The following is a 20,747-nucleotide window of genomic DNA, read 5'->3' as shown; positions in this document are numbered from 1 at the left end:
GCCCGTGCAATGGGTCGCGGCTGAGCCACGGATCGGAATTCCATTCTTGCGGCCGAGCGGCTAAACCGGTGCCGGGACCAACCGGAACCTGGACTCGATGATCAAGCGGGTATTCACGCTGCTGCTGTTCGCACTGGCGCTCGGCGGTTGCGCCGGCGGCGGCAGCTCGATGACCTTCACCGATGATCGGGGCGTGTCGGGTCAGCCATTTCCGGCCAACTACCGCACCGAGCTGGTGGCGTTCTTCCATACCTATCTGACCAATCCGGTCGGCGTCCGCGGCGCCGCGATGGCCGAGCCAGTGCAGCGCAACGTCGGCGGGCGGCTGCGCTATGTGTCTTGCGTGCGCTTCACGCCGCGGCAATCCAACGGCAGCGATGCCGCGCCGCGCGAGGTCGCGGTGGTGCATGTCGACGCGCGGGTGGACCGGGTTCTGGAGGAGTCGCAGGAGGCTTGCGCCGGGCTGGCCTATGCGCCGTTCCCCGAGCTGGAAAAAATGTCGCGGTAGCACCCGACCGAAACCAGCCCGAAAGCGACCAATCCCAAGCGCCCGATTCCGCGCCGCGGCTGCTTCGTCACAGCAATGCATCATTGTTGCTTCGCCGTCGCCGCCACGAAACCAAACTGGCGCCACGTTGTTCTGCTCCTATCTGATGAGATACAAAGGGGAACCGCGATGAAAAAGCTTCTGTTCGGCGTTGCCGCCGTGTTCGCGCTGGCGGCGCCCGCGGCCGCCGCCGATCTCGGCCCTCGCACCACCGCCAAGGCCCCGGCCTATTCGGCGCCGGAACTAGTCTACAACTGGACCGGCTTCTACATCGGCGGACATCTCGGTGGCGCCTTCGCCGGCGACAGCAATATCGAGAGCAATTCGGGTCGGTTCCTGGGCGGTGTACAGGGTGGCGCCGACTTCCAGTTCGCCCGCAATTGGGTAGTGGGCGTCGAGGCGCAGTACAGCTGGCTGCCGTCCAACAACAACAATGGCGGCGTACCGTTCCCCGGTGGCGCGCTGGTGACGCAGGACACCAAGGGACTTGGTTCGGTGACCGGCCGGCTCGGCTACACTTGGGGTCCTGCGCTGCTCTACGGCAAGGGCGGCTACGCCTTCCGTGACAGCAATCTCGACGTCAGCGTCGCCGGCGCACCGGTCGGCTTCACCACCAACGGCAATCGTAACAATGGCTACACCGTCGGCGCCGGCCTGGAATACATGTTCGCGCCGAATTGGTCGGCCAAGGCCGAATATCAATACTACAAGTTCGACAACACCAGCTTCACCGGCGGACCAGCAGGCGTGCTGGGGGCTTCGTTCCGCAACGACGAACACACCGTCAAGGCGGGCATCAACTATCGCTTCGGCTGGGACGGCCCGGTGGCCGCCAAATACTGAGGCGATCGACATCCGTTGCAGGAGGCCGGCGTGATGCCGGCCTTTTTGTTGGCGGCGAGGTTTTGCACGGCGATCCCGCCGGCCGGGCAGGGGAATCGAAGGTTAACGAGCCCTGAATCGGGCGAAAAATATCGGGCGGGACTCGCCGGCTAGAATCGCCCGATGCTTTCCGGGCCATGAATACGACCCTGAAAACCTGGCTCGACGCCCTCCAGATCGGCCTTGTCGTTGCCCTGCTGCTGGCATGCTCGGTCAACCTAGTGGTCTTGTGCCGGCTATTGTGACGCCGGCCAGCCGAATCCGCCGCGGCGATTGAACCGATCCGGTTCCCGCGCGTTATCGAGGTCCACAGAGGACAACCAAATGGCAGACATCAAAGAGCATATGGAAGTGATCGGCGCCGACGGCGTTCATGTCGGTACCGTCGACAAGGTCGAGAATGGCAAGATCAAGCTGACCAAGGCCGACAGCGGCCAGGGCCATCACAAGGGCCACCACCATTTCATCGATCTCAGCCTGGTCGCGGAGGTCGAAGGCCAGAAGGTGCGGCTGTCGGCCAATAGCGACGTTGCGGTGACGATGGAACAAGAGAAGGCCTGAGCCGGCGACATTTGGCTGCGCCGGAACCGCCCGGATCGACAGAAGCCGCCTGCGGGCGGTTTTTTGTTGCGCATACCTGGCGCGGGGCGCCCTGGCGTCAATTGATTGGCATCAAACCGCTGGCGCCGATTGTCGACGATAGTGGTTTGGCTGCCGGCGCTCCGCAAAGCGACGACGCCGACTTGTCCGAAACAGAGGACCATCGTGATGACATCGACAGACGTTCTGATCATCGCCGCGGCGGCCTTGTCGACCCTGGTGATCTGGCTCGGGGTCGTGGTTCAGGGCCGGATCGCGGCGGCGCTGGCGCGACATTGACGTCGCCGACGGGTACCGCAGAAGATCATTGGCTGGATGGTGCCGGTTGAGAGGATTGAACTCCCGACCTTCGGTTTACAAAACCGCTGCTCTACCGCTGAGCTAAACCGGCATTTTCCAGAAAAAACAGCTAGCAGCGCCGCCCGGTCGGGACAAGGCCGTGGCGTCAAGTTTTGTCGGTCGGCGGCCCGTGTCCAATAGGGGGCGCATTAACGAATCGATCTTGCGTAGGCGCGCAATTGGCGGCCGCCAAATCCTTGCGCGTTAGGCTTACCGGAAGATTGGCGCTGCGCCTTAACCCATCGATCAGCGTTTTCGCTTACCTTTGCGGCCATGCAAACGAGATTTTCGATGAAGCGTGTGGCGCAGGCGCTGATGCTGTTGACAGTCACCGCCGTGCCGGCCTTGGCCGACAGCGGCGGCACCGTGATCGTGATTCCGGGTCGGCCCGGCGTGCCGATCATCATCAACGGGATCGACGCGTCGTATCGGGTGGTCGAAGGCGACTGGGGGCTGGGCCGCGGCGTTCAGGTGCAGCCGACCGTCTATGGCGGCCGCTATGTGGATCCGGTTCCACGGGTCGGCCATTATTTTCCGGGCGCCGGCGAGCGGCCAGGATACGGCCGGCTCGAAGTCGAACCGCCGGAGAACCGCAAGCTGCCAAAACCCGCCGAGAGCTTTCACCAATCCTGGTCGGCGCAATCGAATCCGCCGGCGGCGCAGCCCCCGGTGCCGCTTGATCCGCCCCAAGTGATCGTGGCGCCGCCCGAACGCGGTGGGTATTCGCCGGAACGGCGTCCAGATTTCAGCCGACCTCGAGACTAGCACCAAGCAAAAAAGCACCGACAGGAGAGAGTAATGCGTCATACGATTTCAGGATTGTTCGCAGCGTTGGCCGTATTGACTGTGGGCGCCGCGCCAGCGATGGCTTGCGGCGGCGGACTGTTCAGCAGCGGCTGCTCGCCATGCGGCCAGACCTATGTCAGCCCCTGCGCGCAGGAGGCCTACACGGGCTATGGCTACGATTATGGCGTAGCAACCTATGAGCGGCTGCCCGATCCCACCCAGTACTACTACGTCGATCAGGGCCCGACTTTCGTCGGCCCGGGTAATTTCGCGCCATATCCCACCTATCAGGAGCGTGCGGTGTCGGGCTGGCGCGGCTATCATGGCGGCTATGGCTATCGCGGCGGCCGCTATGCCAACGCCACTACACATTACTATGACGGCGCGCCGGACTGGCGCGGTCCGGTGAGCTACGGCTATCGTTCGCGTATGCATGCCCGTCCGTGGCACGCCCACACCGGTTATTACGGCCATCATCGCGGCTACGGCATGCATCACGGCTACATGAATCGCGGCTATGCACATCGCAGCATGGGCTATGGCATGCAACACGCCATGCCGCGCTACTCGCACCATGCGCCGCGCCATCACCACTACATGTCGCCGCGCCGCTACTACTGATCAAGTCTTGCGTTAATTTTGGCGCCCGTTCGCAACAATGCGAGCGGGCGTTTCAGTTCTTACGAGCGCATCAGGCCGAGCCGGCTGGCGCCGATATACAGCGCCAACACGGCGGCGTTGGAGACGTTCAGGCTCTTGATCTCGCCGGGCATGTCGAGCCGCGCCACCACACTGCAGGTCTGCCGCGTCAATTGCCGCAGCCCCTTGCCCTCGGCGCCGAGCACCAGCGCCAGCGGCTGGCGCAGCGGCACATCGCCAAGATCGTCGCCGCCCTCGCTGTCGAGCCCGACGGTGAGGAAGCCGCGGTCGTTCAGTTCGGTCAGTGCGCGCGCCAGATTCTGCACGGTGACCAGCGGCACCAGTTCCAGCGCGCCGGAGGCGGACTTCGCCAGCACCCCGGTGGCCTCGGGGCTGTGACGCGCGGTGGTGACAATCGCCTTGACGGCGAACGCCGCGGCCGAGCGCATGATCGCGCCGACATTGTGCGGATCGGTGATCTGGTCGAGTACCAGCACGATGCCGTCCTGCGGCAGCGCGTCGATGTCGGGCGCGTCGAGCGGATCGACCTCGGCGAGCAGGCCCTGATGCACCGCGTCGGGTCCGAGCCGCTGGTCGATCAGGCTCGGCCGCACGATCTCTGGTGGCACTCGCGTGTCGATATGTTCGTCGGCCAGCCGCCGCGCGGCGTTCTCGGTCAGCCACAGTTTGCGGATCGTGCGCCGCGGATTGCCGAGCGCTGCGGCCACGGTGTGCCAGCCATAGAGAATCGCCGGGCCATCCACGGGCTCGCGCTCGCGCGGGCCGGAGCGGCGGCCGAAACCATGGGCCTTGCCGCGGTCCTTGTCGTCGCGGCGCGCAAACCGCGGATTTCGTTCTCGTGGACTCATAGGGCGCTTGTCCCACGAGGCTTGCCGGTTGGCAATTTCCGTCCCGGCACGTTGCGACCAAGGGCTAGGGATATTCGCCCGGCATTGGTTGACTTTAGGGGGGCGCTTCGCCCATAACCGCGCCTGATTGGATGCCCGCGAGCGGGCTCGCTTTTGCGCCAATGGACCTTTTCAACATCTTCAGGATGGACGGGGGCCGGCGGCGTCGAGCGGGGGAGTGTCCCGAGTGGCAAAGGGAGCTGACTGTAAATCAGCCGTCTTATGACTTCGAAGGTTCGAGTCCTTCTTCCCCCACCAATCTTTTCAATCACTTCTGAGGGTTTGCTGCCGTGGCGCTGGAGCGTCGTCGGGGCCCAGCGAAAGGCTCGGTCGTGATGGTGGCTGCATCGCAGCCGGTCAGCCGGTTCTACGAATCCCAAGGTCTGCGGCTGCATTTTGTCGACTGGGGCAATCCGGCGGCGCCGCCGCTGTTTCTGATCCATGGCGGCCTCGACCATTGCCGGAGCTGGGATCGTCTGGCGCGGGTCCTGCAGCCGCATTTCCACGTCATGGCGCCCGATCTGCGCGGCCATGGTGATTCCGAATGGGCGAAGGCCAGCAGCTACAGTCTGGCCGACAACGTCTACGACCTGTCCAGACTGATGCGCGCCGCCGAAGTCGAGACCGCGACGATCGTGGCCCATTCGATGGGCGGCATGGTCGCGCTCGCCTATGCCGGAACCTTTCCGAGCAAGTTTTCGCGTCTCGCAGTGCTCGACGGGGCGTTCCTGCCGTCGACCGCCTCGGCTCCGATCCACGAGCAGATCGCCGGCTGGGTGACCCAACTCGACAAGATCTCCAATGCTGAGGTGCGCGGCTTTCGCGATATCGGTGCTGCGGCCGCGCGGATGCAAGCGCACAACCGACGGCTGTCGGCCGATTTGGCTTTGCACTTGGCCACCCACGGGTCGCGACCCAACCCCGACGGCAGTTATAGCTGGAAATACGACCCGTATCAGCGGGTGAGGGCGCCGTACCGGCTGTCGCCGGACGACTACGCCGCGCTGTGGGCGCGGATCACATGCCCGACTCTGCTGCTGTACGGCGACGAGAGCTTCCTGGCCGATCCGGAGAAGGCCGGCCTGCTGGCGCACTTCGCCGCGGCGGAATCGAAGACTATCGCGGGCGCCGGCCACTGGCTGCATCACGACAAGCCCGACGAGGTCGTCGCTGCGTTGACCGAGTTCCTCGACCTCCCGGGTGTTGCGCCGTTCGACAGCCAGTGAGCGGTCGGCGCCGGCGAATCCGGGAAATTCCAGGCCGCGCGGGAATTTGGTATTGATGCGTTGCACAATAGGTATTTAGTAACCCCAAACCGGTGCCCGCGCGGTACCTTTGGAGAGGTTCTAACCTATTGATATTCTAAACAAGATCGATTGACGCGAACAGTTGGCATTGGCAGGGTTGGCTTAATCGAGCGCGTTGTGAAACGCGTGGCGAGCCACGGGGGGCCGACCAGAATGTTTCGCTTTATCGCAGTTGCGTTGTGGGCCGCTGCGGCCCTCGGGGTGACGGCCGCGACGGCCAAGGAAATTCCGATCGGCAAGCCGCACAATGTCGAGGCCGCCGGCCTCGAAGTGGCGGCGGTGTATCTGCAGCCGATCGAGATGGAGCCCGCTGGCATGATGCGGGACGCCAAGGAGTCCGACATCCACATCGAGGCCGACATCAAGGCGCTGAAGGACAACAAGAACGGCTACGCCCAGGGTGACTGGGTCGGCTATCTCAAGGTCACCTACGAACTGGCCAAGGACGGCGCCAAGGACAGCATCAAGGGCGACGCGATGGCGATGGTCGCCAGCGACGGCCCGCATTACGGCGACAACGTCAAGCTCGCCGGACCCGGCAAGTACAAATTGAAGCTCAACGTGTCGCCTCCTGACCATTTCGGCCGCCATGTCGATAAAGAAACCGGCGTCGCGCCATGGTTCAAGCCATTCACGGTCGAATACGAGTTCACCTATGCGGGCACCGGAAAGAAGGGCGCCTACTGACGAAGATCAAGGGAGGTCCGGGTCGATGCGGTAAAGATCGCATCCGCCCGCCGACCGTCCGAAAGCGCGAGGCCCACAGGGTAGTTGATGATTGATTTCAACGATGGTTGCCGGACGGCGCGGTTGACGCGTCGTTCGGCGTTGCTGCTTGGGGCCGCGGTCGTGTCGTTGGCGCTGACGGCTGCCGCGCGCGCCGAGGACGATCCCACGTTCCGCATCGAGTTCCGGGACGGCAAAGTGACGCCGCAGCGGCTCGAGGTGCCGGCCAACCGCCGGATCAAGCTGGAGCTGTACAATCTCGGCAACGAGCCGGCCGAGTTCGAGAGCAAGGAATTGCGCAAGGAGAAGGTGCTGGCGCCGGGCGCCAGTTCCACGCTGGTGATCCGCACGCTCGATCCCGGCGAGTATGATTTTTTCGACGACTTCCATCTGGATGCGCCGCCGGCGGTGCTGGTGGCGAAATAGCAGACGGAGCAGATTGGTGGGCGGACAACTCGGCAATGTGGCGTTCGTGATCTGGCGCGAGAGCGTCGAGGCGCTGCTGGTGATCGGAATCCTGAATGCCTGGCTGAGCCGGCAGCAGGTCGATGCCGCGCGCGGCAAGCTGTTTCTGTGGGCCGGCGTCGGCGCCGGGCTGCTGATCTCGGTGGTGTTCGGGCTGGCGCTGGTACTGTTCGGCGAGTCGCTGCCCGACGACGCGCAGCGCGGCTACCAGACCGCCGCGGTGCTGATCGCCGCCGCACTGATCGTGCAGATGGTGTTCTGGATGCGCCGGCACGGCCGCACCCTGAAGCGCGAAATCGAGACCTCGCTGCAAAGCGCCGCCGATCGCTCGAACTGGTGGGGCGTGTTCGTGCTGGCGCTGATCGCGGTGGCTCGCGAGGGCAGCGAGACCGTGGTGTTTCTCTATGGCACGCTGGCGGCGGCGCGCACCGGCACGATCATCGCGCCATTGGCGGTGGCGGCGGTTGGTCTGCTTCTTGCTATAGGGACGTACTACCTGCTGCAGCTCGGAAGCCGCGTCATGTCCTGGAAAGTGTTCTTCGGTATCACCGAAATCCTGCTGCTGTTTCTGGCGGCGTCGCTGCTGGTGACCGGGGTCGACAATCTGATTGATCTCGGTCTGCTGCCGACGCTGTCCGGCCGGCTGTGGGATTCCTCGGCGATCCTGCCCGATCACGGTCCGATCGGCGGCCTGATCGGCGCGCTGACCGGCTATCGGGCAAGGCCCGACCTGATGCAGGTGCTGGTCTATGTCGCGTATTGGAGTGTGATCTACTGGGCACTGTTCTGGCCCCGGCCGCAGGCAAAGACCGCATGAGGGACCCCGATCACGCTCTGGCGCTGCCTCGCCGAGAAGCCGGAGTAGACGCCGTGCTGCGCGAGATCGGCGATTGGCTGATGCGCAACCAGCGCGCGATCCGCGCCACGCAATGGATCGTGGTCGTCGCCTATCTGGCCTTGCTGGTGGCTCCGACGCTGCTGCCGCTGCCCTCGCGCACGGCCCATCTGTGGACCAATCTGACGCTGTTCGCGCAATTCGTGTTCTGGGGTTTGTGGTGGCCGTTCGTGCTGCTGAGCACCGTGCTGGTCGGCAGAATGTGGTGCGGCCTGCTGTGTCCGGAAGGGGCGATCACCGAAGCGGTGAGTCAGCACAGCCGTGGCCTGGCGATTCCACGCTGGATGCGCTGGAAGGGCTGGCCGTTTGTCGCTTTCGCCGCCACCACGATCTACGGCCAGATGATCAGCGTCTATCAATATCCGAAGCCGGCGCTGGTGATCCTCGGCTTCTCGACCGTGGCGGCGATCGCCACCGCGCTGCTGTGGGGCCGCAACAAGCGGGTGTGGTGCCGCTTCCTGTGTCCGGTGACCGGCGTGTTCGCGGTGCTCGCCAAGCTGGCGCCGCTGCATTTTCGGGTCGATTCGCAAGCCTGGGACAGCTGGAGAAAGCCGCATCCGCGCGGCCCGGCCCAGCTCGTCAATTGCGCACCGCTGGTGCCGATCCGCACCATGAAGGGCGGCAGCGCCTGCCATATGTGCGGACGCTGCAGCGGCTATCGCGGCGCGGTGACGCTGGCGCGGCGTTCGCCCAATCACGAGATCGTTCACGTCGCCGGCAGCGACCCGCGGCCGATGGAAACCATGCTGATCCTGTTCGGGCTGCTCGGTATCGCCGCCGCGGCGTTCCACTGGAGCGGCAGCGCGATCTATGTCGAGGTCAAGCAGACGCTGGCCGAATGGCTGGTCGATCACGGCGTGATGTGGCCGCTGGAAACCGTGGCGCCGTGGTGGATCCTGACCAACTATCCCGATCTCAATGACGTCATGACGCTGCTCGATGGCGCGGTGCTGCTCGGCTACATCCTGGTGATGGCGATCGGCGCCGGCGGCGCGGTCGCGGCTTGCGTGGCGCTGTCGACGCGCCTGCTCGGGCGCTGGTCGAGCGCGCGCTTTCATCACCTGGTGCAGAGCCTGATTCCGCTAGCCGCCTGCGGGGTGTTTCTCGGATTGTCGATGACCACGGTGTCGCTACTGCGCAATGACGGCATCGTGTTCAGCCTGATCGGACCGCTGCGCGCCGCGATGCTGATCGGCGCCGGCGTCTGGTCGCTTTGGTTGGGCTGGCAGATCGCCGGGCTGTACGGCAGCGCCGCCCGCCGAGTCGTGGCGCTGCTGCCGCTGATCGTCGCGGTCGCCGCGAGTGGGGCGGTGTGGGCCAGGCTGTTCTGGTCGCTGTAAGCGCCTCCCGCAGCGCGCGATGCCATCCGGGTTCCGCGCTCACGACAGCTACGGGCTCGGCGCCCTGTGCCACCCCGGCAACCGCTTCATAGAACGATATTGGATCGGACGGCGCCGGCTTGGTCGGCCCGGGGGTCACGGTCAACGACCCGCAGCGGGGGAGGGTGTCGACTTGATCTGCGTCAAACCTGTCACGCCGCGGATCGGCATCCTGATGCGCAATTTTTCAAGCAAGAGGGAGGTTGCCGTGCCGGTCGATTCGATTCTGGTGTCCATCGCCGTGGTCGCGATGTTCTTGATCTTTGCCGGCGTGCTGCTGTGGGGCGATCGTCAGACCAGCTCGCTGTCGAACGACAACAGCGCCCGCGGCCAGCGGCATTGAGGCCTCGGATCGGACCGAGGCCGGCCGGCGCGAAGCCGGGGCTGGACCGATTCGAATAAGGAGGCGGGCATTTCTGTCAGCAAAGTCCTGACAGAGGTTGGCGCGTAATTGCGATTTACTGTGCTGATCGTTGCCGGAGAATCTTGCAGCGATGGTCATCTGCTTGATGCCTCCCCAAGGCCGCGCGATGACCAAGCATCCCCCGGGGCCATGCCGTCGTGGCCCTGGGGGATCTTAACATTGGCAAGATTCCGTGACGCTCACGCCACCTTTGACAGCCGCGCCGGCTCCGCTGCGGCGTTCTCGTCGACTTCAAGGGTGATCACCTCGAACTTCACCAGTTGTGCGAAGCCGAAGCTGGTGGAGATCGCCACGTCGGCGGCGTCGCGGCCGCGGGCGATCACGATGCGGCCGATCCGCGGATGATTGTGCCGGGCGTCGAAAGTGTACCACTGGCCATCGAGATAGACTTCGAACCAGGCGGAGAAATCCATCGGCGCCGGATCGACCGGCACGCCGATGTCACCGAGATAGCCGGTGCAATAGCGCGCCGGAATATTCATGCAACGGCACAGCGTCACCGCCAGATGCGCGAAGTCGCGGCACACGCCGATACCCTCGGCATGGCCCTCCGAGGCGGTGCGGTCGGACCGCGCGTGATGATAGCCGAACTCGATGCGGTGGTGGACGTAGTCGCAGATCGCCTGCACCCGCTCCCAGCCGGAATCGATTCCGCCGAACATCGCCCAGGCCAGGTTGGATAGCTTGTCGGTGTCGCAATAACGGCTGCCGAGCAGATAGATCAGCGCTGCATCGGGCAATTCAGCGATCGGATGCTGCCGCGCGCCGGGCGCGACTTCGTCGGGCAATCCGGAATCCTCGATCAGAAATTCGTTACTGATGTCGATCCGCCCCGGCGGGATCACGATCCTGGTGCAGACATTGCCGAACATGTCGTGGAAGTCGCGCGACGTCACCCCGGGTGACAAGCGGATCTGATGCTCGCCAATGATATGCTGCATTCGGGAGGGATGAACGCTGAGCAGCAGGTTCATCGGCGTCTCCTGAGAACACTCGTAAGCGATATTGTAACCCGCGCGAATTTTCACCTGACTCTCCGTTATTCCGACAATCGGATTTGTCGGGAAATAATCGCGAGAGGTTCAGCTTGTTCCAGATTTGGTGAAGTTGCCGCTGCAACAATTGTAGCTACGGCTGCCGCAATTAAGGGCAGTGCCTGTGGATCATTCTGTTAGTCCGAACAGCAGCAGCGATCGCGCCGTGACCTGATACATCGATCCGCACGCAAATTGCTCGCCGGGGGCGCCATCGGGAATGTTGGTGTCGAGCAGCAGCGACCATGTCGAGCCGTGCGGAACCTCCGGCAGCGTGAAGTCGACCAGGCCGTCGAAACCGTTCAGCACTAGCAGCACGGTGTCGTCCTCGGCGTGTTTGCGGATGCCGGTTTTTTGGGCGCGACCGTCGAGCAGCATGCCGAAGCATCGCATCGCAGTGTCCTGCCAATGCTCCTCCTGCATCGGCTCGCCATTGGCGTTGATCCAGATCACGTCGCAGACGTCGAGAACGGGATCGTGAATGCCGGTGAGAAAGCGGCTGCGGCGCAGCGTCGGATAGCTGCGTCGCAGGTCGGTCAAACGCTGCGTGAACTTCAGCAGGTCGCGGGCGTCGTCGGAAAAACCCCAGTCGACCCAGGAGATCTCGCTGTCCTGGCAATAGGCGTTGTTGTTGCCGTGCTGGGTGCGGCCGAATTCGTCGCCGGCCAGCAGCATTGGCGTGCCCTGCGACAGCAGCAGCGTCGCCAGCATGTTGCGCTTCTGCCGTTCACGCAGGGTGCGGATCGCCTTGTCGTCGCTCGGTCCTTCGGCGCCGCAATTCCATGAGCGGTTCGACGAACTGCCGTCCTTGTTGTCCTCGCCATTGGCCTCGTTGTGCTTGTCGTTGTAGCTCGCCCAGTCGTTTAGGGTGAAGCCGTCATGCGCGGTGACGAAATTGACGCTGGCCCAGGCGCGGCGGCCCTGATGGTTGAACAAATCCGCGGAGCCCGAGAGTCGCGGCGCCAACGCCGCCACGTCGGCTTCGCCGCGCCAATAGTCGCGCAGGGTGTCGCGGTATTTGTCGTTCCATTCCGCCCAGCCCGGCGGAAAGCCGCCGACCTGGTAGCCGCCGGGGCCGCAATCCCACGGCTCCGCGATCAGCTTGACGGAAGTCAGCAGCGGGTCCTGATCGACCGATTTCAGAAAACCGCTCTGCTCGTCGAAGCCGTAGACCTCGCGCGCCAGGATGGTGCCGAGATCGAAGCGAAAACCGTCAATATGCATCTCTCCGGCCCAATAGCGCAGGCTGTCATTGACCATCTGGATGACGCGCGGATGCGACAGGTTGACGGTGTTGCCGGTGCCGGTGTCGTTGATGTAGTGGCGCTTGTTCTCGGGCAGCCGGTAGTAGCTGGCGTTGTCGATACCCTTGAACGACAGCGTCGGGCCGAGCTCGTTGCCTTCGGCGGTGTGGTTGTAGACCACGTCGAGGATCACCTCGAGCCCGTGGCTGTGCAGCCGCGCTACCATCTCCTTGAATTCACGCAGGCTGTTGGGGACATCATGGGCGTAGCGCGGGTCGGGCGCGAAGAAGCCGATGGTGTTGTAGCCCCAATAATTGGTCAGCTTCCTGTCGAGCAGAAAGTCGTCATTGACGAAGGTGTGGATCGGCAGCAGCTCCACCGCGGTGACGCCGAGGGCGGCGATGTAATCCACCACCGACTGGCTACCGAATCCCGCATAGGTGCCGCGCAGATGCTCCGGCACGTCGGGATGGCATTTGGTGAAGCCCTTGACGTGAGTCTCGTAAATCACGGACTGGTCCCACGGGATGTTCTTGCGGCCGGGCTCGCCCTTCCAATCGTAATCCGGATCGACCACCACGCATTTCGGCACGAACGGCGCGCTGTCGCGCTCGTCGAAGGTGGTGTCGTCACCGGATTCCATCTTGTAGCCGAACACGGCGGGATCCCAGGTCAGTTCGCCGGCATGGGCGCGGGCGTAGGGATCGAGCAGCAGCTTGTTCGGATTGAAGCGGTGGCCGTGCTCGGGCTCGTAGGGACCATGCACGCGGTAGCCATAGAAGGTGCCGGGGCCGACATCCGGGATGTAACCGTGGAACACCTCGTCGGTATATTCCGGCAATTCGATCCGGCGCTCGCGGTCGCCGTCGAACAGGCAGACCTCGACCTTGGTGGCATGAGCGGAAAACAGCGCGAAATTGGTGCCCTGGCCGTCCCAGCTGGCTCCGAGCGGGAAGGGCAGCCCTTCCCGGATATTGTCATCACTCAATGGATCCCCCAATTCTGGCTTGCCGATTCCGGAGCGGTTCCAACTTACCGGGCGAGTTTAGGTTCCGGAATGACAGCACTGCCCCAACCCGCTGAAAACGCAGGGCGACGCGGCCGTAGATGCGGCCGGCGGCGGCCGCATCTTGGGTTGAGGCGGCTGGCCCGCCGTGTTAGGTCATCGGCGGTTCGCGGGTGTAGCTCAATGGTAGAGCAGCAGCCTTCCAAGCTGAATACGAGGGTTCGATTCCCTTCACCCGCTCCAGCCACCCCACAATCACGAATATGAATCAGGTCACCCGGCCGGCGTCATGGCGTCGAGCAGGGCTTGCGCCAGTCCGATCTGCTGATCCGGCAGGCCGCGGGCGCGCGCGGCCTGTTCGAGCGCGAAGGTGGCTTCGCGATAGACGCGGAAATGCGCCGGATTCTGCTCCACCGCGATGTCCGGCGACCCGGCGTCGAACACGACCTGGCGGCAGCGCGCCACCGAGGTCGAGGTGAAGGCGCGGCAAGACGGCGGCCGCGCCTGATAGACCGAGCAGCGGTCGTCGTCGCCGAGCAGCGGGCAGCGCAGGCGCAACGCGGCGGGGTTCGGAGCGGCGTTGGTCGCGGCGGCCGCCGCCAGTAGTCTGCCCTGCAGCGCGTCGCGCTCGGCGGATGTGAACCGGGTTTCGATGTCCTGGGCAATCGCCGCCGCGACGCCCGGTGGCAGCTTCACGTAGAGATGGCAGCAGGCATTGCAGCCGCTGCCGCAGGCATAGACGGGTTGCTGCGGGAGGCTGGCATGAAGCGCGGCAGCGGCGGCGTCGGCGATCGCAGCTGCGTCGCGGGCGGCATCGGCCATGCTACCTGATCGCGCGAGCGTCGCGGCCAGCGCCATGTGGAGATTGCTGAAAATCCCTTCATAGCGTCCGGACAGCGCGCGCATCAGCGTGCCAACTTCGGCGATATCGGCCGACACCTCATCGATGGCTTGCTGCCGTAGCATGCGATGATTCCCGATCCGATCCCGGCATAGTCCTGGACCGCAGAGTCGTCACGCAGAATCGGATAGGCCGGCACGACGGTGCTTTGCCCGACCAGTTTCGCCGACCGGCGCCGTGACGCTCAGCGCCCGCGCCGCGCCGCAGGCTTAGTGTCGCCCGCGTCGGTGGCTGCGTTTCCCCCCAGCGCCAGCACCGACACCGCGACGATGCGCTCAATCATGCCATCGACATCATCAAGGTCGCATTTTCCGTCCGACAGCCGCTCCAGCCGTTCGCTGTCGCGAATCGTCTGGTGCGCCATCGCCAGCGCGAAGTGCAGGCCCCAATAGATCTCGACGTCGGGCAGGCCGGGCAGCGAGCGCCGCATCGCCGCGGCGAAGCGGCGCAGATGGTCGATCTCGCGGTTCTTGATCTTGCGGATCGGGGCAACCGCCTCGATCGAGGCGCGGATCATGAAGCGCGCGGCGTCGGAGCGCTGCTTGTCGGGGCCGAGGCAGCCGCGCAGCGTCGGGCCGACCAGCGCGCGCAGCACTGCGTCGATCGGCGCGCGGCCGCCGCCCGCGGATTCCGCGGCCTTCAATTCGTTCAGTCGTTCGCGGTTGGTGGCGAGGCTGCGGCTGACGAACAATTCGGCGATCAACTCGTCCTTGCTGCCGAAATGATAGTTCACCGCGGCGAGGTTGACCCCGGCCTCGGCGACGATGTCGCGCAGCGTCACGTCGCCGAAGCCGCGCTCGGCATAGAGCCGCTCGGCCGCGTTCAGGATCGCCGTCCGTGTCGAATCCGTGGACATGCCGCGCCGTGGAATTAGGGGAAACTTGCAATTCAAACGCTTGTATGAAACTATCGTTTTATCGTCGCGGATGTCAATGCGCCTGCCGCATCGACGACCGCGGCGAACCGCCGTTGCAACCGTCGTCGCAGCTCGCGCGCCATGCGCCGCAACCAAATTTGTCTTGCGGACGACGGTGGCCGGGGAGACAGTGCCGCCAAAGATTTTCCGAACAAAAGCGAGGAACGCCCAATGGATTTCACGATGTCTGATCGCCAGCGCGAGTGGCTCGACCGCGTCTCGTCGTTCATGGACAAGCACGTGCGTCCCGCCGTGCCGGTCTACCGTCAGCAGGACGAGGAAGGTCCGCGCTGGAAGGTGATCCCGGTGGTCGAGGAGCTGAAGAAGAAGGCGCGCGCCGAGGGTCTGTGGAACATGTTCATGCCGCCGTCCGCGCACGAGGACGACGAATTCCGCGGCGCCGGCCTGACCAATCTGGAATACGCGCCGCTGGCCGAACAGATGGGCCACATCGGCTGGGCCTCGGAAGTGTTCAACTGCTCGGCGCCCGACACCGGCAACATGGAGGTGTTCATGCGCTACGCCTCCAAGGACCTGAAGCGGAAATATCTGCGGCCGCTGATGGACGGCGAGATCCGCTCCGCCTTCCTGATGACCGAGCCGGCGGTGGCGTCCTCCGACGCCACCAATATCGAGACCTCGATCGTCCGCGACGGCGACGAATACGTCATCAACGGCCGCAAATGGTGGTCGTCCGGCATGGGCGATCCGCGCTGCAAGGTGATGATCGTGATGGGCAAGACCGATCCGTCGGCGCCGAAGCATCAGGCGCAGTCGCAGATCGTGGTGCCGGCCGACGCCAAGGGCGTCACGATTGAAAAGATGCTGCCGGTATTCGGCTTCGACGACGCGCCGCACGGCCACGCCCAGGTGCTGCTGGAGAACGTCCGCGTTCCAGCCGGCAACATCCTGCTCGGCGAGGGCAGGGGATTCGAGATCGCGCAGGGCCGGCTCGGCCCGGGCCGCATCCATCACTGCATGCGCACCATCGGCAAGGCCGAAGAGGCGCTGGAGAAGATGGTGCGCCGGTTGTCGTCGCGCACCGCGTTCGGCAAGAAGATCATCGAATATTCGATCTGGGAGCAGCGCATCGCCGAGGCCCGCACCGACATCGAGATGAACCGGCTGCTGTGCCTGAAGGCGGCCGACATGATGGACAAGGTCGGCAACAAGACCGCGCAGCTGGAGATCGCGATGATCAAGGTCGCGGCGCCCAACATGGCGCTCAAGATCATCGATCAGGCGATCCAGGCCTATGGCGCCGCTGGCGTCTCCGACGACGCGGGCCTCGCGCGCGACTATGCGTCGATGCGCACGATGCGGCTGGCGGACGGTCCGGACGAGGTGCATAACCGCGCCATCGCCCGACTGGAGATGCGCAAATACGCCAACGCGCCGGCCAAGCACTAGGCCGGTTCGATTTGGAGCGAGCACGCCGCCGCAAAGGCAGCGTGCTCCCTCGCCCCGCTCGCGGGGAGAGGGGTGGGGTGAGGGGGCGTCGCGCCTGGTCGAGGCGCCCCCTCACCCGACCGGCTTCGCTGCGCTTCGCCGGTCGACCTCTCCCCGCAAGCGGGGAGAGGTGAAGCGGCGGATCGCCACTGAGAGATTGAGGGAGCGCCAAGTTGGTCGGTTTCAGGAAAGACGAAGACTACACCGGCACCAAGCCGGTCGAGGAGCGCCATCGCGTCGATGAGGCGCGGCTCGCAGCCTGGATGCAGGACCATGTCGAGGGTTTCAAGGGTCCGCTCGAGGTTGCGCAGTTCAAGGGCGGCCAGTCCAATCCGACCTACCGGCTGACCACCCCGGGCCGCTCCTATGTGATGCGGCGAAAGCCGTTCGGCAAATTGCTGCCGTCGGCGCATGCGGTCGACCGCGAATTCAAGGTGATCGCGGCGCTTGGCAAGCAGGGTTTTCCGGTCGCGAAGGCCTACGCGCTGTGCATGGACGACGCCGTCATCGGCGCGGCGTTCTACATCATGTCGATGGAAGAGGGCCGGGTGTTCTGGGACCCGACGCTGCCGAGCCAGCCGCCGGAGGCGCGCTGGGCGATCTTCACCAGCAAGATCGAAACGCTGGCGAAATTGCACAGCTACGATCCCGAGGCGATCGGGCTCGGCGATTTCGGCAAGCCGGGAAATTACTTCGCCCGCCAGGTCGATCGCTGGACCAAACAGTACAAGGCCTCCGAAACCCAGTCGATTCCCGAAATGGACCGATTGATGGAGTGGCTGCCGAGCACGCTGCCGGTGCAGGAGCGGGTCTCGGTCGTGCATGGCGACTACCGGCTCGACAACATGATCTTCCACGCCACCGAGCCGCGGGTGCAGGCCGTGCTGGACTGGGAGCTGTCGACGCTCGGCGATCCGATGGCCGACTTCACCTATCTGTTGATGCAGTGGACCATGCCCGGCCTCGACACCGCCGACTTCAAGGCGCTGAACATTCCGACCATGGAGCAGGCCGCGGCGATCTACTGCAAGGCCACCGGGCTCGCCACAGTGCCGGACCTGAACTGGTACTTCGCCTACAACACCTTCCGGCTCGCCGGCATCACCCAGGGCATCGCAGGAAGAGTCCGCGACGGCACCGCCGCCTCCGACAAGGCCAAGGAATCCGCCGCCCGCACCGTGCCGCTGGCGCAGGCCTCCTGGGCCTATGCGCAAAAGGCCGGCGCGAAGTAAGCGGGCTTGCCGTCTTCACCTCGCCCTGCTTGCGGGGAGAGGTGAAGAGGGCGCCGCGGGCGACTTCAGATTCGATTGTCAAACAGCCACTGATTTCCGGATACACGTTCGCAATCCCGCGACGCGCTGCGCCCGGGGTTTGCGGTGAACGTCCAGCCCTCTCCTTGAAGAGGGCGCGCGGAACGCCGGGTGCCCGATGCACCCGCGGCCTCGTGTGCGAAAGTCAAAAGCACACGAGCATAGTCACCACGGTCACACCGGAATCATCCGGCGTTCCGCACGCGATGGTGTTACGGCTTGTCTCGTGCTCTCCCCGGCGGACGACACGGTTTTTCGTCGCCGTCCCCGATAAGCTCTTCCCTTCCGGATTTGAAAGGGGGACTCCTCGGGTTGATGCCACGCGCGGCATCGGGACCACACGCCTTGGGCCGTACGCGCCAGCTCCGTCGTCAGCGTTTTGCCTGGTCAGGTCATGGACCCTTTGTACAAGGAGCCCACCCTCCCGATCAGCCTCCGCGCCTGACGCTGCCGCGTCCACCGCATCCCGCCCCGCGGATCGTGACGATCGCGAAACGCCCCTCTCAATGGGGCGGGACGGATGCATCATAAGCGAGGGCGCAGCACCGGGGATAAGCAGGTGACCAATATTTTCCCGCGGAAAGCCTGCAGCCGTATTGCGCTTGGCTGTATCCGGGCCACCGCCGCCGCCACACACCAAACATTAACCATGCCGGGCCATCGTGACGTCGGGGCCAACGAGCGAGTGTGTATCATGAGGATCACCGGAAAAATCGCGGCGGGTTTGATTGCGCTGGCGGCGTTCACCGCCGCGGCAAACGCCGACTCCGACCCGAGTGGGGTCTGGCTCACGCAGGCCGGCGACGCCAAGGTGCAGGTCGCGCCGTGCGGTAACGCGCTGTGCGCCACCATCGTCTGGCTGAAGCAGCCGCTCGACCCCGCTACCGGCCGCCCGGTCGTCGACGACAAGAACCCGGACCCGGCGAAAGCGCGCCGCCCGGTACTCGGGCTCAATCTGTTCGTCGGCATGAAACCCGCCGACGGCAAATGGAGCGGCCGGATCTACAACGCCGACGACGGCAAGACCTACGCCAGCACGGTCTCGCTGGTCGGCGCCAAGGCGCTCAAGGTCGAAGGCTGCGTGCTGATGTTTTGCGGCTCGGAGACCTGGAAGAAGATTTCGGGGATCGAGGTCGCGGCGGCGGGAGCGGCACCAGCGCATTAGCGCGCGTTGACATTCGAATTTGATCTCGTGAGCCCATCATTCCGGGGCGTGCGCTTCTTCGCGCGCGGCCCGGAATGATGCTGTGCGACAACGATCCGTGCGCGCCGAACTTACCGGAATCCGCCGGTGACGTGCAGCGTCTCGCCGGTGACGTAGGACGCGCCTTCAGAGGCGAGGAAGGCGACGACCGACGCGATCTCCCCGGCCTTGCCGACCCGGCCCATCGGCGTCGCCGCTTCAATCCAATTGCGCATCTCGCCATTATCGAAGCCGGCCGACACCACGCCTTCGGTGACGATCATGCCGGGATTGACGGCGTTGACGCGGATCTTGCGCGGCGCCAGTTCCTTCGCCAGCACCGCCGTGATCGCATCCACCGAGGCCTTGGTGGCGGTGTAGACCGCGGAATTCGGCGGCGCGATCGTCGACACGCCGGACGAGATGTTGATGATGCTGCCGCCGTCGGCGCTGAAATGCCGCGCCGCTTCCTGCGAGACCAGCAGCAGCCCCAGCACGTTCAGGTCGAAATGCCGGTGGAAGTGCTCCGGCGTGATGCCGTCGAGCGGCGCGAATTCATAGACGCCGGCATTGTTGACCAGCACGTCGATCGGCCCCAGCACTTTCACCGTCTCGGCAACGACGGCTTCCGCGCCGGCCGGATCGGCGAGATTGCCGTGCACGGCAACGGCCTTGCCGCCGTTGGCGACGATTTTTGTGACGACGGCGTCGGCGCCCTGCTTGCTGGAGGAATAGTTGACGGCCACCGCCGCGCCTTGCGCCGCCAGTTGCAGCGCGATTTCGGCGCCGATGCCCTTTGATGCGCCGGTCACCAGCGCCACCTTGCCTTGCAGTGTCTTGGTCATGATTGCGATCCCTGTTTCCATATTCAATAGTTCGGAAGTATGGGACTATTGAACGAAGTCAAGGGACGGCCTATATTTTACTCATGGCTCAGTTCGTTCATCCCGCAAGTCAGGACATCACGCTGGCTGGCGTGCTTGCTGCGCTGTCCGATCCGATGCGGCTGCGCATCGTCAAGTCGTTGCTGGGGCAGGCGGACTGCATGTCCTGCACGGCCGCGGCGCCGTGTCCCGACATGGCCAAATCGACGCTGTCGAATCATTTCCGCGTGCTGCGCGAGGCCGGCCTGATCCGCACCACCAAGAAGGGCGTCGAGCACCAGAACACGGTGCGCGAGGCCGATCTCAATGCCCGGTTCCCTGGACTGCTGAAGGCGATCCTGAAGCACGCCGAGGAGGGGTAGGACGCAGGGCGCAATCAATGGCGAGCATATTGCGCTTCGCCGATCAGCCCTACGGCAGGAACTGGCGGTCTACCAGTATTGAGCGCGGATCACGCGGTAGCGGTTGGTGCCAGGGGTTGGTCAGCGAGCGCGGGAAGGCGGGCGGCTGCGCCGATCCGCGCTCGCCGCGCGGTTGCGCTTCAATAGGCCTTGCGCGTGGCCCGGGGTGCCTTGGCGGTTTCGGTGGGGGCTCGGCCGAACGCATCGAACGACGTCAGGATGACCAGCGACGCCAGCGCGCAACCGGCCGCGGCAACCGCGACGGTAATCAGGAACGGATAGCCAAATGCGTAAATCAGCGCCGCAAAAATGGCCGCTGCATTGAAGGCAAAATAGTACTTCGCATCAGGATGCCCCTGGATGGCGTCCTTGGCCAGCCAGCCGACGACCGGGACGGCGTAGAGGCTCTGAATCAAGACGCTCATGCCGACATTCCTCGATCGATCCCATTGAACCTGTTCATGCCAAGCCCCTTTCGCGACTGCGAATGATTTTCAGTCTCTATATGTCGCACTGCAGCAA

The 20,747-nt window shown here is 64.5% G+C and carries 23 protein-coding genes and 3 tRNA genes; 18 read left to right on the top strand and 8 right to left on the bottom strand.

The window, feature by feature from the left end; all coding sequences use genetic code 11:
• The first annotated feature begins 97 nt into the window (after positions 1-97).
• The 4 genes from HXX15_RS21825 (at position 98) to HXX15_RS21810 (ending at position 2,308) form a co-directional block, all read left to right on the top strand.
• A complete protein-coding gene (locus HXX15_RS21825) occupies positions 98-508 on the top strand; it encodes a hypothetical protein (RefSeq protein ID WP_296518906.1) in 411 nt (136 codons plus the stop codon).
• Positions 509-676: 168 nt separating this feature from the next.
• Positions 677-1,390: an outer membrane protein gene (locus tag HXX15_RS21820; RefSeq protein WP_296518905.1), complete on the top strand. Its 714-nt coding sequence runs from the start codon at positions 677-679 to the stop codon at positions 1,388-1,390.
• Between the two features lie 363 nt (positions 1,391-1,753).
• On the top strand, positions 1,754-1,990 hold the full coding sequence (locus HXX15_RS21815; protein ID WP_296518903.1) for a DUF2171 domain-containing protein: 237 nt from the start codon (positions 1,754-1,756) through the stop codon (positions 1,988-1,990).
• 207 nt (positions 1,991-2,197) lie between these two features.
• On the top strand, positions 2,198-2,308 hold the full coding sequence (locus HXX15_RS21810) for a sodium:solute symporter (RefSeq protein WP_296518901.1): 111 nt from the start codon (positions 2,198-2,200) through the stop codon (positions 2,306-2,308).
• Positions 2,309-2,345: 37 nt separating this feature from the next.
• Here HXX15_RS21810 and HXX15_RS21805 read toward each other — a convergent pair.
• Positions 2,346-2,420, bottom strand: a tRNA-Thr gene (locus tag HXX15_RS21805).
• A 239-nt stretch (positions 2,421-2,659) separates the two neighbouring features.
• Here HXX15_RS21805 and HXX15_RS21800 point away from each other — a divergent pair.
• Positions 2,660-3,133 carry a hypothetical protein gene (locus HXX15_RS21800; protein WP_296518900.1) on the top strand — a complete coding sequence of 158 codons (474 nt, stop codon included), beginning with the start codon at positions 2,660-2,662 and terminating at the stop codon, positions 3,131-3,133.
• A gap of 33 nt (positions 3,134-3,166) precedes the next feature.
• Positions 3,167-3,775, top strand: coding sequence for a hypothetical protein (locus HXX15_RS21795; RefSeq protein WP_296518897.1), 609 nt, complete (start codon positions 3,167-3,169; stop codon positions 3,773-3,775).
• 59 nt (positions 3,776-3,834) lie between these two features.
• Here the strand turns inward: HXX15_RS21795 and rlmB are convergent, their stop codons facing one another.
• Complete coding sequence (gene rlmB / locus HXX15_RS21790; protein WP_296518895.1) at positions 3,835-4,662, bottom strand: 23S rRNA (guanosine(2251)-2'-O)-methyltransferase RlmB; 828 nt, start codon at positions 4,660-4,662, stop codon at positions 3,835-3,837.
• Positions 4,663-4,873: 211 nt separating this feature from the next.
• On the opposite strand from rlmB, the gene HXX15_RS21785 reads away from it, so the two are divergent.
• The 7 genes from HXX15_RS21785 (at position 4,874) to HXX15_RS21755 (ending at position 9,816) form a co-directional block, all read left to right on the top strand.
• Positions 4,874-4,959, top strand: a tRNA-Tyr gene (locus tag HXX15_RS21785).
• 77 nt (positions 4,960-5,036) lie between these two features.
• Positions 5,037-5,927: an alpha/beta hydrolase gene (locus HXX15_RS21780; RefSeq protein WP_296518893.1), complete on the top strand. Its 891-nt coding sequence runs from the start codon at positions 5,037-5,039 to the stop codon at positions 5,925-5,927.
• Positions 5,928-6,161: 234 nt separating this feature from the next.
• Positions 6,162-6,695 carry an iron transporter gene (locus HXX15_RS21775; protein WP_296518892.1) on the top strand — a complete coding sequence of 178 codons (534 nt, stop codon included), beginning with the start codon at positions 6,162-6,164 and terminating at the stop codon, positions 6,693-6,695.
• A gap of 87 nt (positions 6,696-6,782) precedes the next feature.
• The gene (locus HXX15_RS21770) at positions 6,783-7,160 is read left to right on the top strand and encodes a cupredoxin domain-containing protein (protein ID WP_296518890.1); all 378 of its coding nucleotides are present in this window, start codon (positions 6,783-6,785) and stop codon (positions 7,158-7,160) included.
• Positions 7,161-7,176: 16 nt separating this feature from the next.
• Positions 7,177-8,016: an FTR1 family protein gene (locus HXX15_RS21765; RefSeq protein WP_296518888.1), complete on the top strand. Its 840-nt coding sequence runs from the start codon at positions 7,177-7,179 to the stop codon at positions 8,014-8,016.
• Entirely contained in the window at positions 8,013-9,434 is a 1,422-nt protein-coding gene (locus tag HXX15_RS21760; protein WP_296518886.1) for a 4Fe-4S binding protein, read from the top strand. The genes HXX15_RS21765 and HXX15_RS21760 overlap by 4 nt, the downstream gene beginning before the upstream one ends.
• Positions 9,435-9,681: 247 nt before the next feature.
• On the top strand, positions 9,682-9,816 hold the full coding sequence (locus HXX15_RS21755; RefSeq protein WP_296518885.1) for a hypothetical protein: 135 nt from the start codon (positions 9,682-9,684) through the stop codon (positions 9,814-9,816).
• 260 nt (positions 9,817-10,076) lie between these two features.
• Here HXX15_RS21755 and HXX15_RS21750 read toward each other — a convergent pair whose 3' ends face one another.
• Both HXX15_RS21750 and glgX read right to left on the bottom strand, forming a co-directional pair.
• A complete protein-coding gene (locus HXX15_RS21750) occupies positions 10,077-10,925 on the bottom strand; it encodes a transglutaminase family protein (protein ID WP_296518883.1) in 849 nt (282 codons plus the stop codon).
• A 135-nt stretch (positions 10,926-11,060) separates the two neighbouring features.
• Positions 11,061-13,163 (bottom strand): glycogen debranching protein GlgX, encoded by a 2,103-nt coding sequence (gene glgX, locus HXX15_RS21745; RefSeq protein WP_296518881.1) that lies wholly within the window; start codon positions 13,161-13,163, stop codon positions 11,061-11,063.
• A gap of 187 nt (positions 13,164-13,350) precedes the next feature.
• Here glgX and HXX15_RS21740 point away from each other — a divergent pair.
• Positions 13,351-13,424, top strand: a tRNA-Gly gene (locus HXX15_RS21740).
• Between the two features lie 30 nt (positions 13,425-13,454).
• On the opposite strand, the gene HXX15_RS21735 is transcribed toward HXX15_RS21740, so the two are convergent.
• Positions 13,455-14,147 carry a YkgJ family cysteine cluster protein gene (locus tag HXX15_RS21735; RefSeq protein WP_296518879.1) on the bottom strand — a complete coding sequence of 231 codons (693 nt, stop codon included), beginning with the start codon at positions 14,145-14,147 and terminating at the stop codon, positions 13,455-13,457.
• Positions 14,148-14,266: 119 nt separating this feature from the next.
• A complete protein-coding gene (locus HXX15_RS21730) occupies positions 14,267-14,938 on the bottom strand; it encodes a TetR/AcrR family transcriptional regulator (protein WP_296518876.1) in 672 nt (223 codons plus the stop codon).
• A gap of 231 nt (positions 14,939-15,169) precedes the next feature.
• Here HXX15_RS21730 and HXX15_RS21725 point away from each other — a divergent pair, with 231 nt between their 5' ends.
• The 3 genes from HXX15_RS21725 to HXX15_RS21715 all read left to right on the top strand — a co-directional run bounded on the left by HXX15_RS21725 (position 15,170) and on the right by HXX15_RS21715 (position 18,922).
• Positions 15,170-16,408, top strand: coding sequence for an acyl-CoA dehydrogenase family protein (locus HXX15_RS21725; protein ID WP_296518874.1), 1,239 nt, complete (start codon positions 15,170-15,172; stop codon positions 16,406-16,408).
• Between the two features lie 212 nt (positions 16,409-16,620).
• Entirely contained in the window at positions 16,621-17,679 is a 1,059-nt protein-coding gene (locus HXX15_RS21720; RefSeq protein ID WP_296518871.1) for a phosphotransferase family protein, read from the top strand.
• Positions 17,680-18,451: 772 nt separating this feature from the next.
• Positions 18,452-18,922, top strand: a complete 471-nt coding sequence (locus HXX15_RS21715; protein ID WP_296518869.1) for a DUF2147 domain-containing protein — start codon at positions 18,452-18,454, stop codon at positions 18,920-18,922.
• Positions 18,923-19,032: 110 nt separating this feature from the next.
• Here the strand turns inward: HXX15_RS21715 and HXX15_RS21710 are convergent, their stop codons facing one another.
• Positions 19,033-19,785 carry a glucose 1-dehydrogenase gene (locus HXX15_RS21710; protein ID WP_296518867.1) on the bottom strand — a complete coding sequence of 251 codons (753 nt, stop codon included), beginning with the start codon at positions 19,783-19,785 and terminating at the stop codon, positions 19,033-19,035.
• A gap of 83 nt (positions 19,786-19,868) precedes the next feature.
• Between HXX15_RS21710 and HXX15_RS21705 the strand changes: the two genes are divergently transcribed.
• Positions 19,869-20,186, top strand: coding sequence for a helix-turn-helix domain-containing protein (locus tag HXX15_RS21705; RefSeq protein WP_296518866.1), 318 nt, complete (start codon positions 19,869-19,871; stop codon positions 20,184-20,186).
• A gap of 179 nt (positions 20,187-20,365) precedes the next feature.
• Here the strand turns inward: HXX15_RS21705 and HXX15_RS21700 are convergent, their stop codons facing one another.
• On the bottom strand, positions 20,366-20,650 hold the full coding sequence (locus HXX15_RS21700) for a hypothetical protein (protein ID WP_296518864.1): 285 nt from the start codon (positions 20,648-20,650) through the stop codon (positions 20,366-20,368).
• Positions 20,651-20,747 lie beyond the last annotated feature (97 nt).

The sequence above is a fragment of the Rhodopseudomonas sp. genome, from assembly GCF_013377015.1.
In the GTDB taxonomy this organism is placed as follows: domain Bacteria; phylum Pseudomonadota; class Alphaproteobacteria; order Rhizobiales; family Xanthobacteraceae; genus JARJEH01.
This window is presented reverse-complemented; position numbering and strand designations above follow the sequence as displayed.

Coding starts and splice junctions, on each gene's coding strand:
- HXX15_RS21825 (WP_296518906.1), top strand. CDS start 98: ATGATCAAGCGGGTATTCACGCTGCTGCTGTTCGCACTGGCGCTCGGC.
- HXX15_RS21820 (WP_296518905.1), top strand. CDS start 677: ATGAAAAAGCTTCTGTTCGGCGTTGCCGCCGTGTTCGCGCTGGCGGCG.
- HXX15_RS21815 (WP_296518903.1), top strand. CDS start 1,754: ATGGCAGACATCAAAGAGCATATGGAAGTGATCGGCGCCGACGGCGTT.
- HXX15_RS21810 (WP_296518901.1), top strand. CDS start 2,198: ATGACATCGACAGACGTTCTGATCATCGCCGCGGCGGCCTTGTCGACC.
- HXX15_RS21800 (WP_296518900.1), top strand. CDS start 2,660: ATGAAGCGTGTGGCGCAGGCGCTGATGCTGTTGACAGTCACCGCCGTG.
- HXX15_RS21795 (WP_296518897.1), top strand. CDS start 3,167: ATGCGTCATACGATTTCAGGATTGTTCGCAGCGTTGGCCGTATTGACT.
- rlmB (WP_296518895.1), bottom strand. CDS start 4,662: ATGAGTCCACGAGAACGAAATCCGCGGTTTGCGCGCCGCGACGACAAG.
- HXX15_RS21780 (WP_296518893.1), top strand. CDS start 5,037: ATGGTGGCTGCATCGCAGCCGGTCAGCCGGTTCTACGAATCCCAAGGT.
- HXX15_RS21775 (WP_296518892.1), top strand. CDS start 6,162: ATGTTTCGCTTTATCGCAGTTGCGTTGTGGGCCGCTGCGGCCCTCGGG.
- HXX15_RS21770 (WP_296518890.1), top strand. CDS start 6,783: ATGATTGATTTCAACGATGGTTGCCGGACGGCGCGGTTGACGCGTCGT.
- HXX15_RS21760 (WP_296518886.1), top strand. CDS start 8,013: ATGAGGGACCCCGATCACGCTCTGGCGCTGCCTCGCCGAGAAGCCGGA.
- HXX15_RS21735 (WP_296518879.1), bottom strand. CDS start 14,147: ATGCTACGGCAGCAAGCCATCGATGAGGTGTCGGCCGATATCGCCGAA.
- HXX15_RS21730 (WP_296518876.1), bottom strand. CDS start 14,938: ATGTCCACGGATTCGACACGGACGGCGATCCTGAACGCGGCCGAGCGG.
- HXX15_RS21725 (WP_296518874.1), top strand. CDS start 15,170: ATGGATTTCACGATGTCTGATCGCCAGCGCGAGTGGCTCGACCGCGTC.
- HXX15_RS21715 (WP_296518869.1), top strand. CDS start 18,452: ATGAGGATCACCGGAAAAATCGCGGCGGGTTTGATTGCGCTGGCGGCG.
- HXX15_RS21710 (WP_296518867.1), bottom strand. CDS start 19,785: ATGACCAAGACACTGCAAGGCAAGGTGGCGCTGGTGACCGGCGCATCA.
- HXX15_RS21705 (WP_296518866.1), top strand. CDS start 19,869: ATGGCTCAGTTCGTTCATCCCGCAAGTCAGGACATCACGCTGGCTGGC.
- HXX15_RS21700 (WP_296518864.1), bottom strand. CDS start 20,650: ATGAGCGTCTTGATTCAGAGCCTCTACGCCGTCCCGGTCGTCGGCTGG.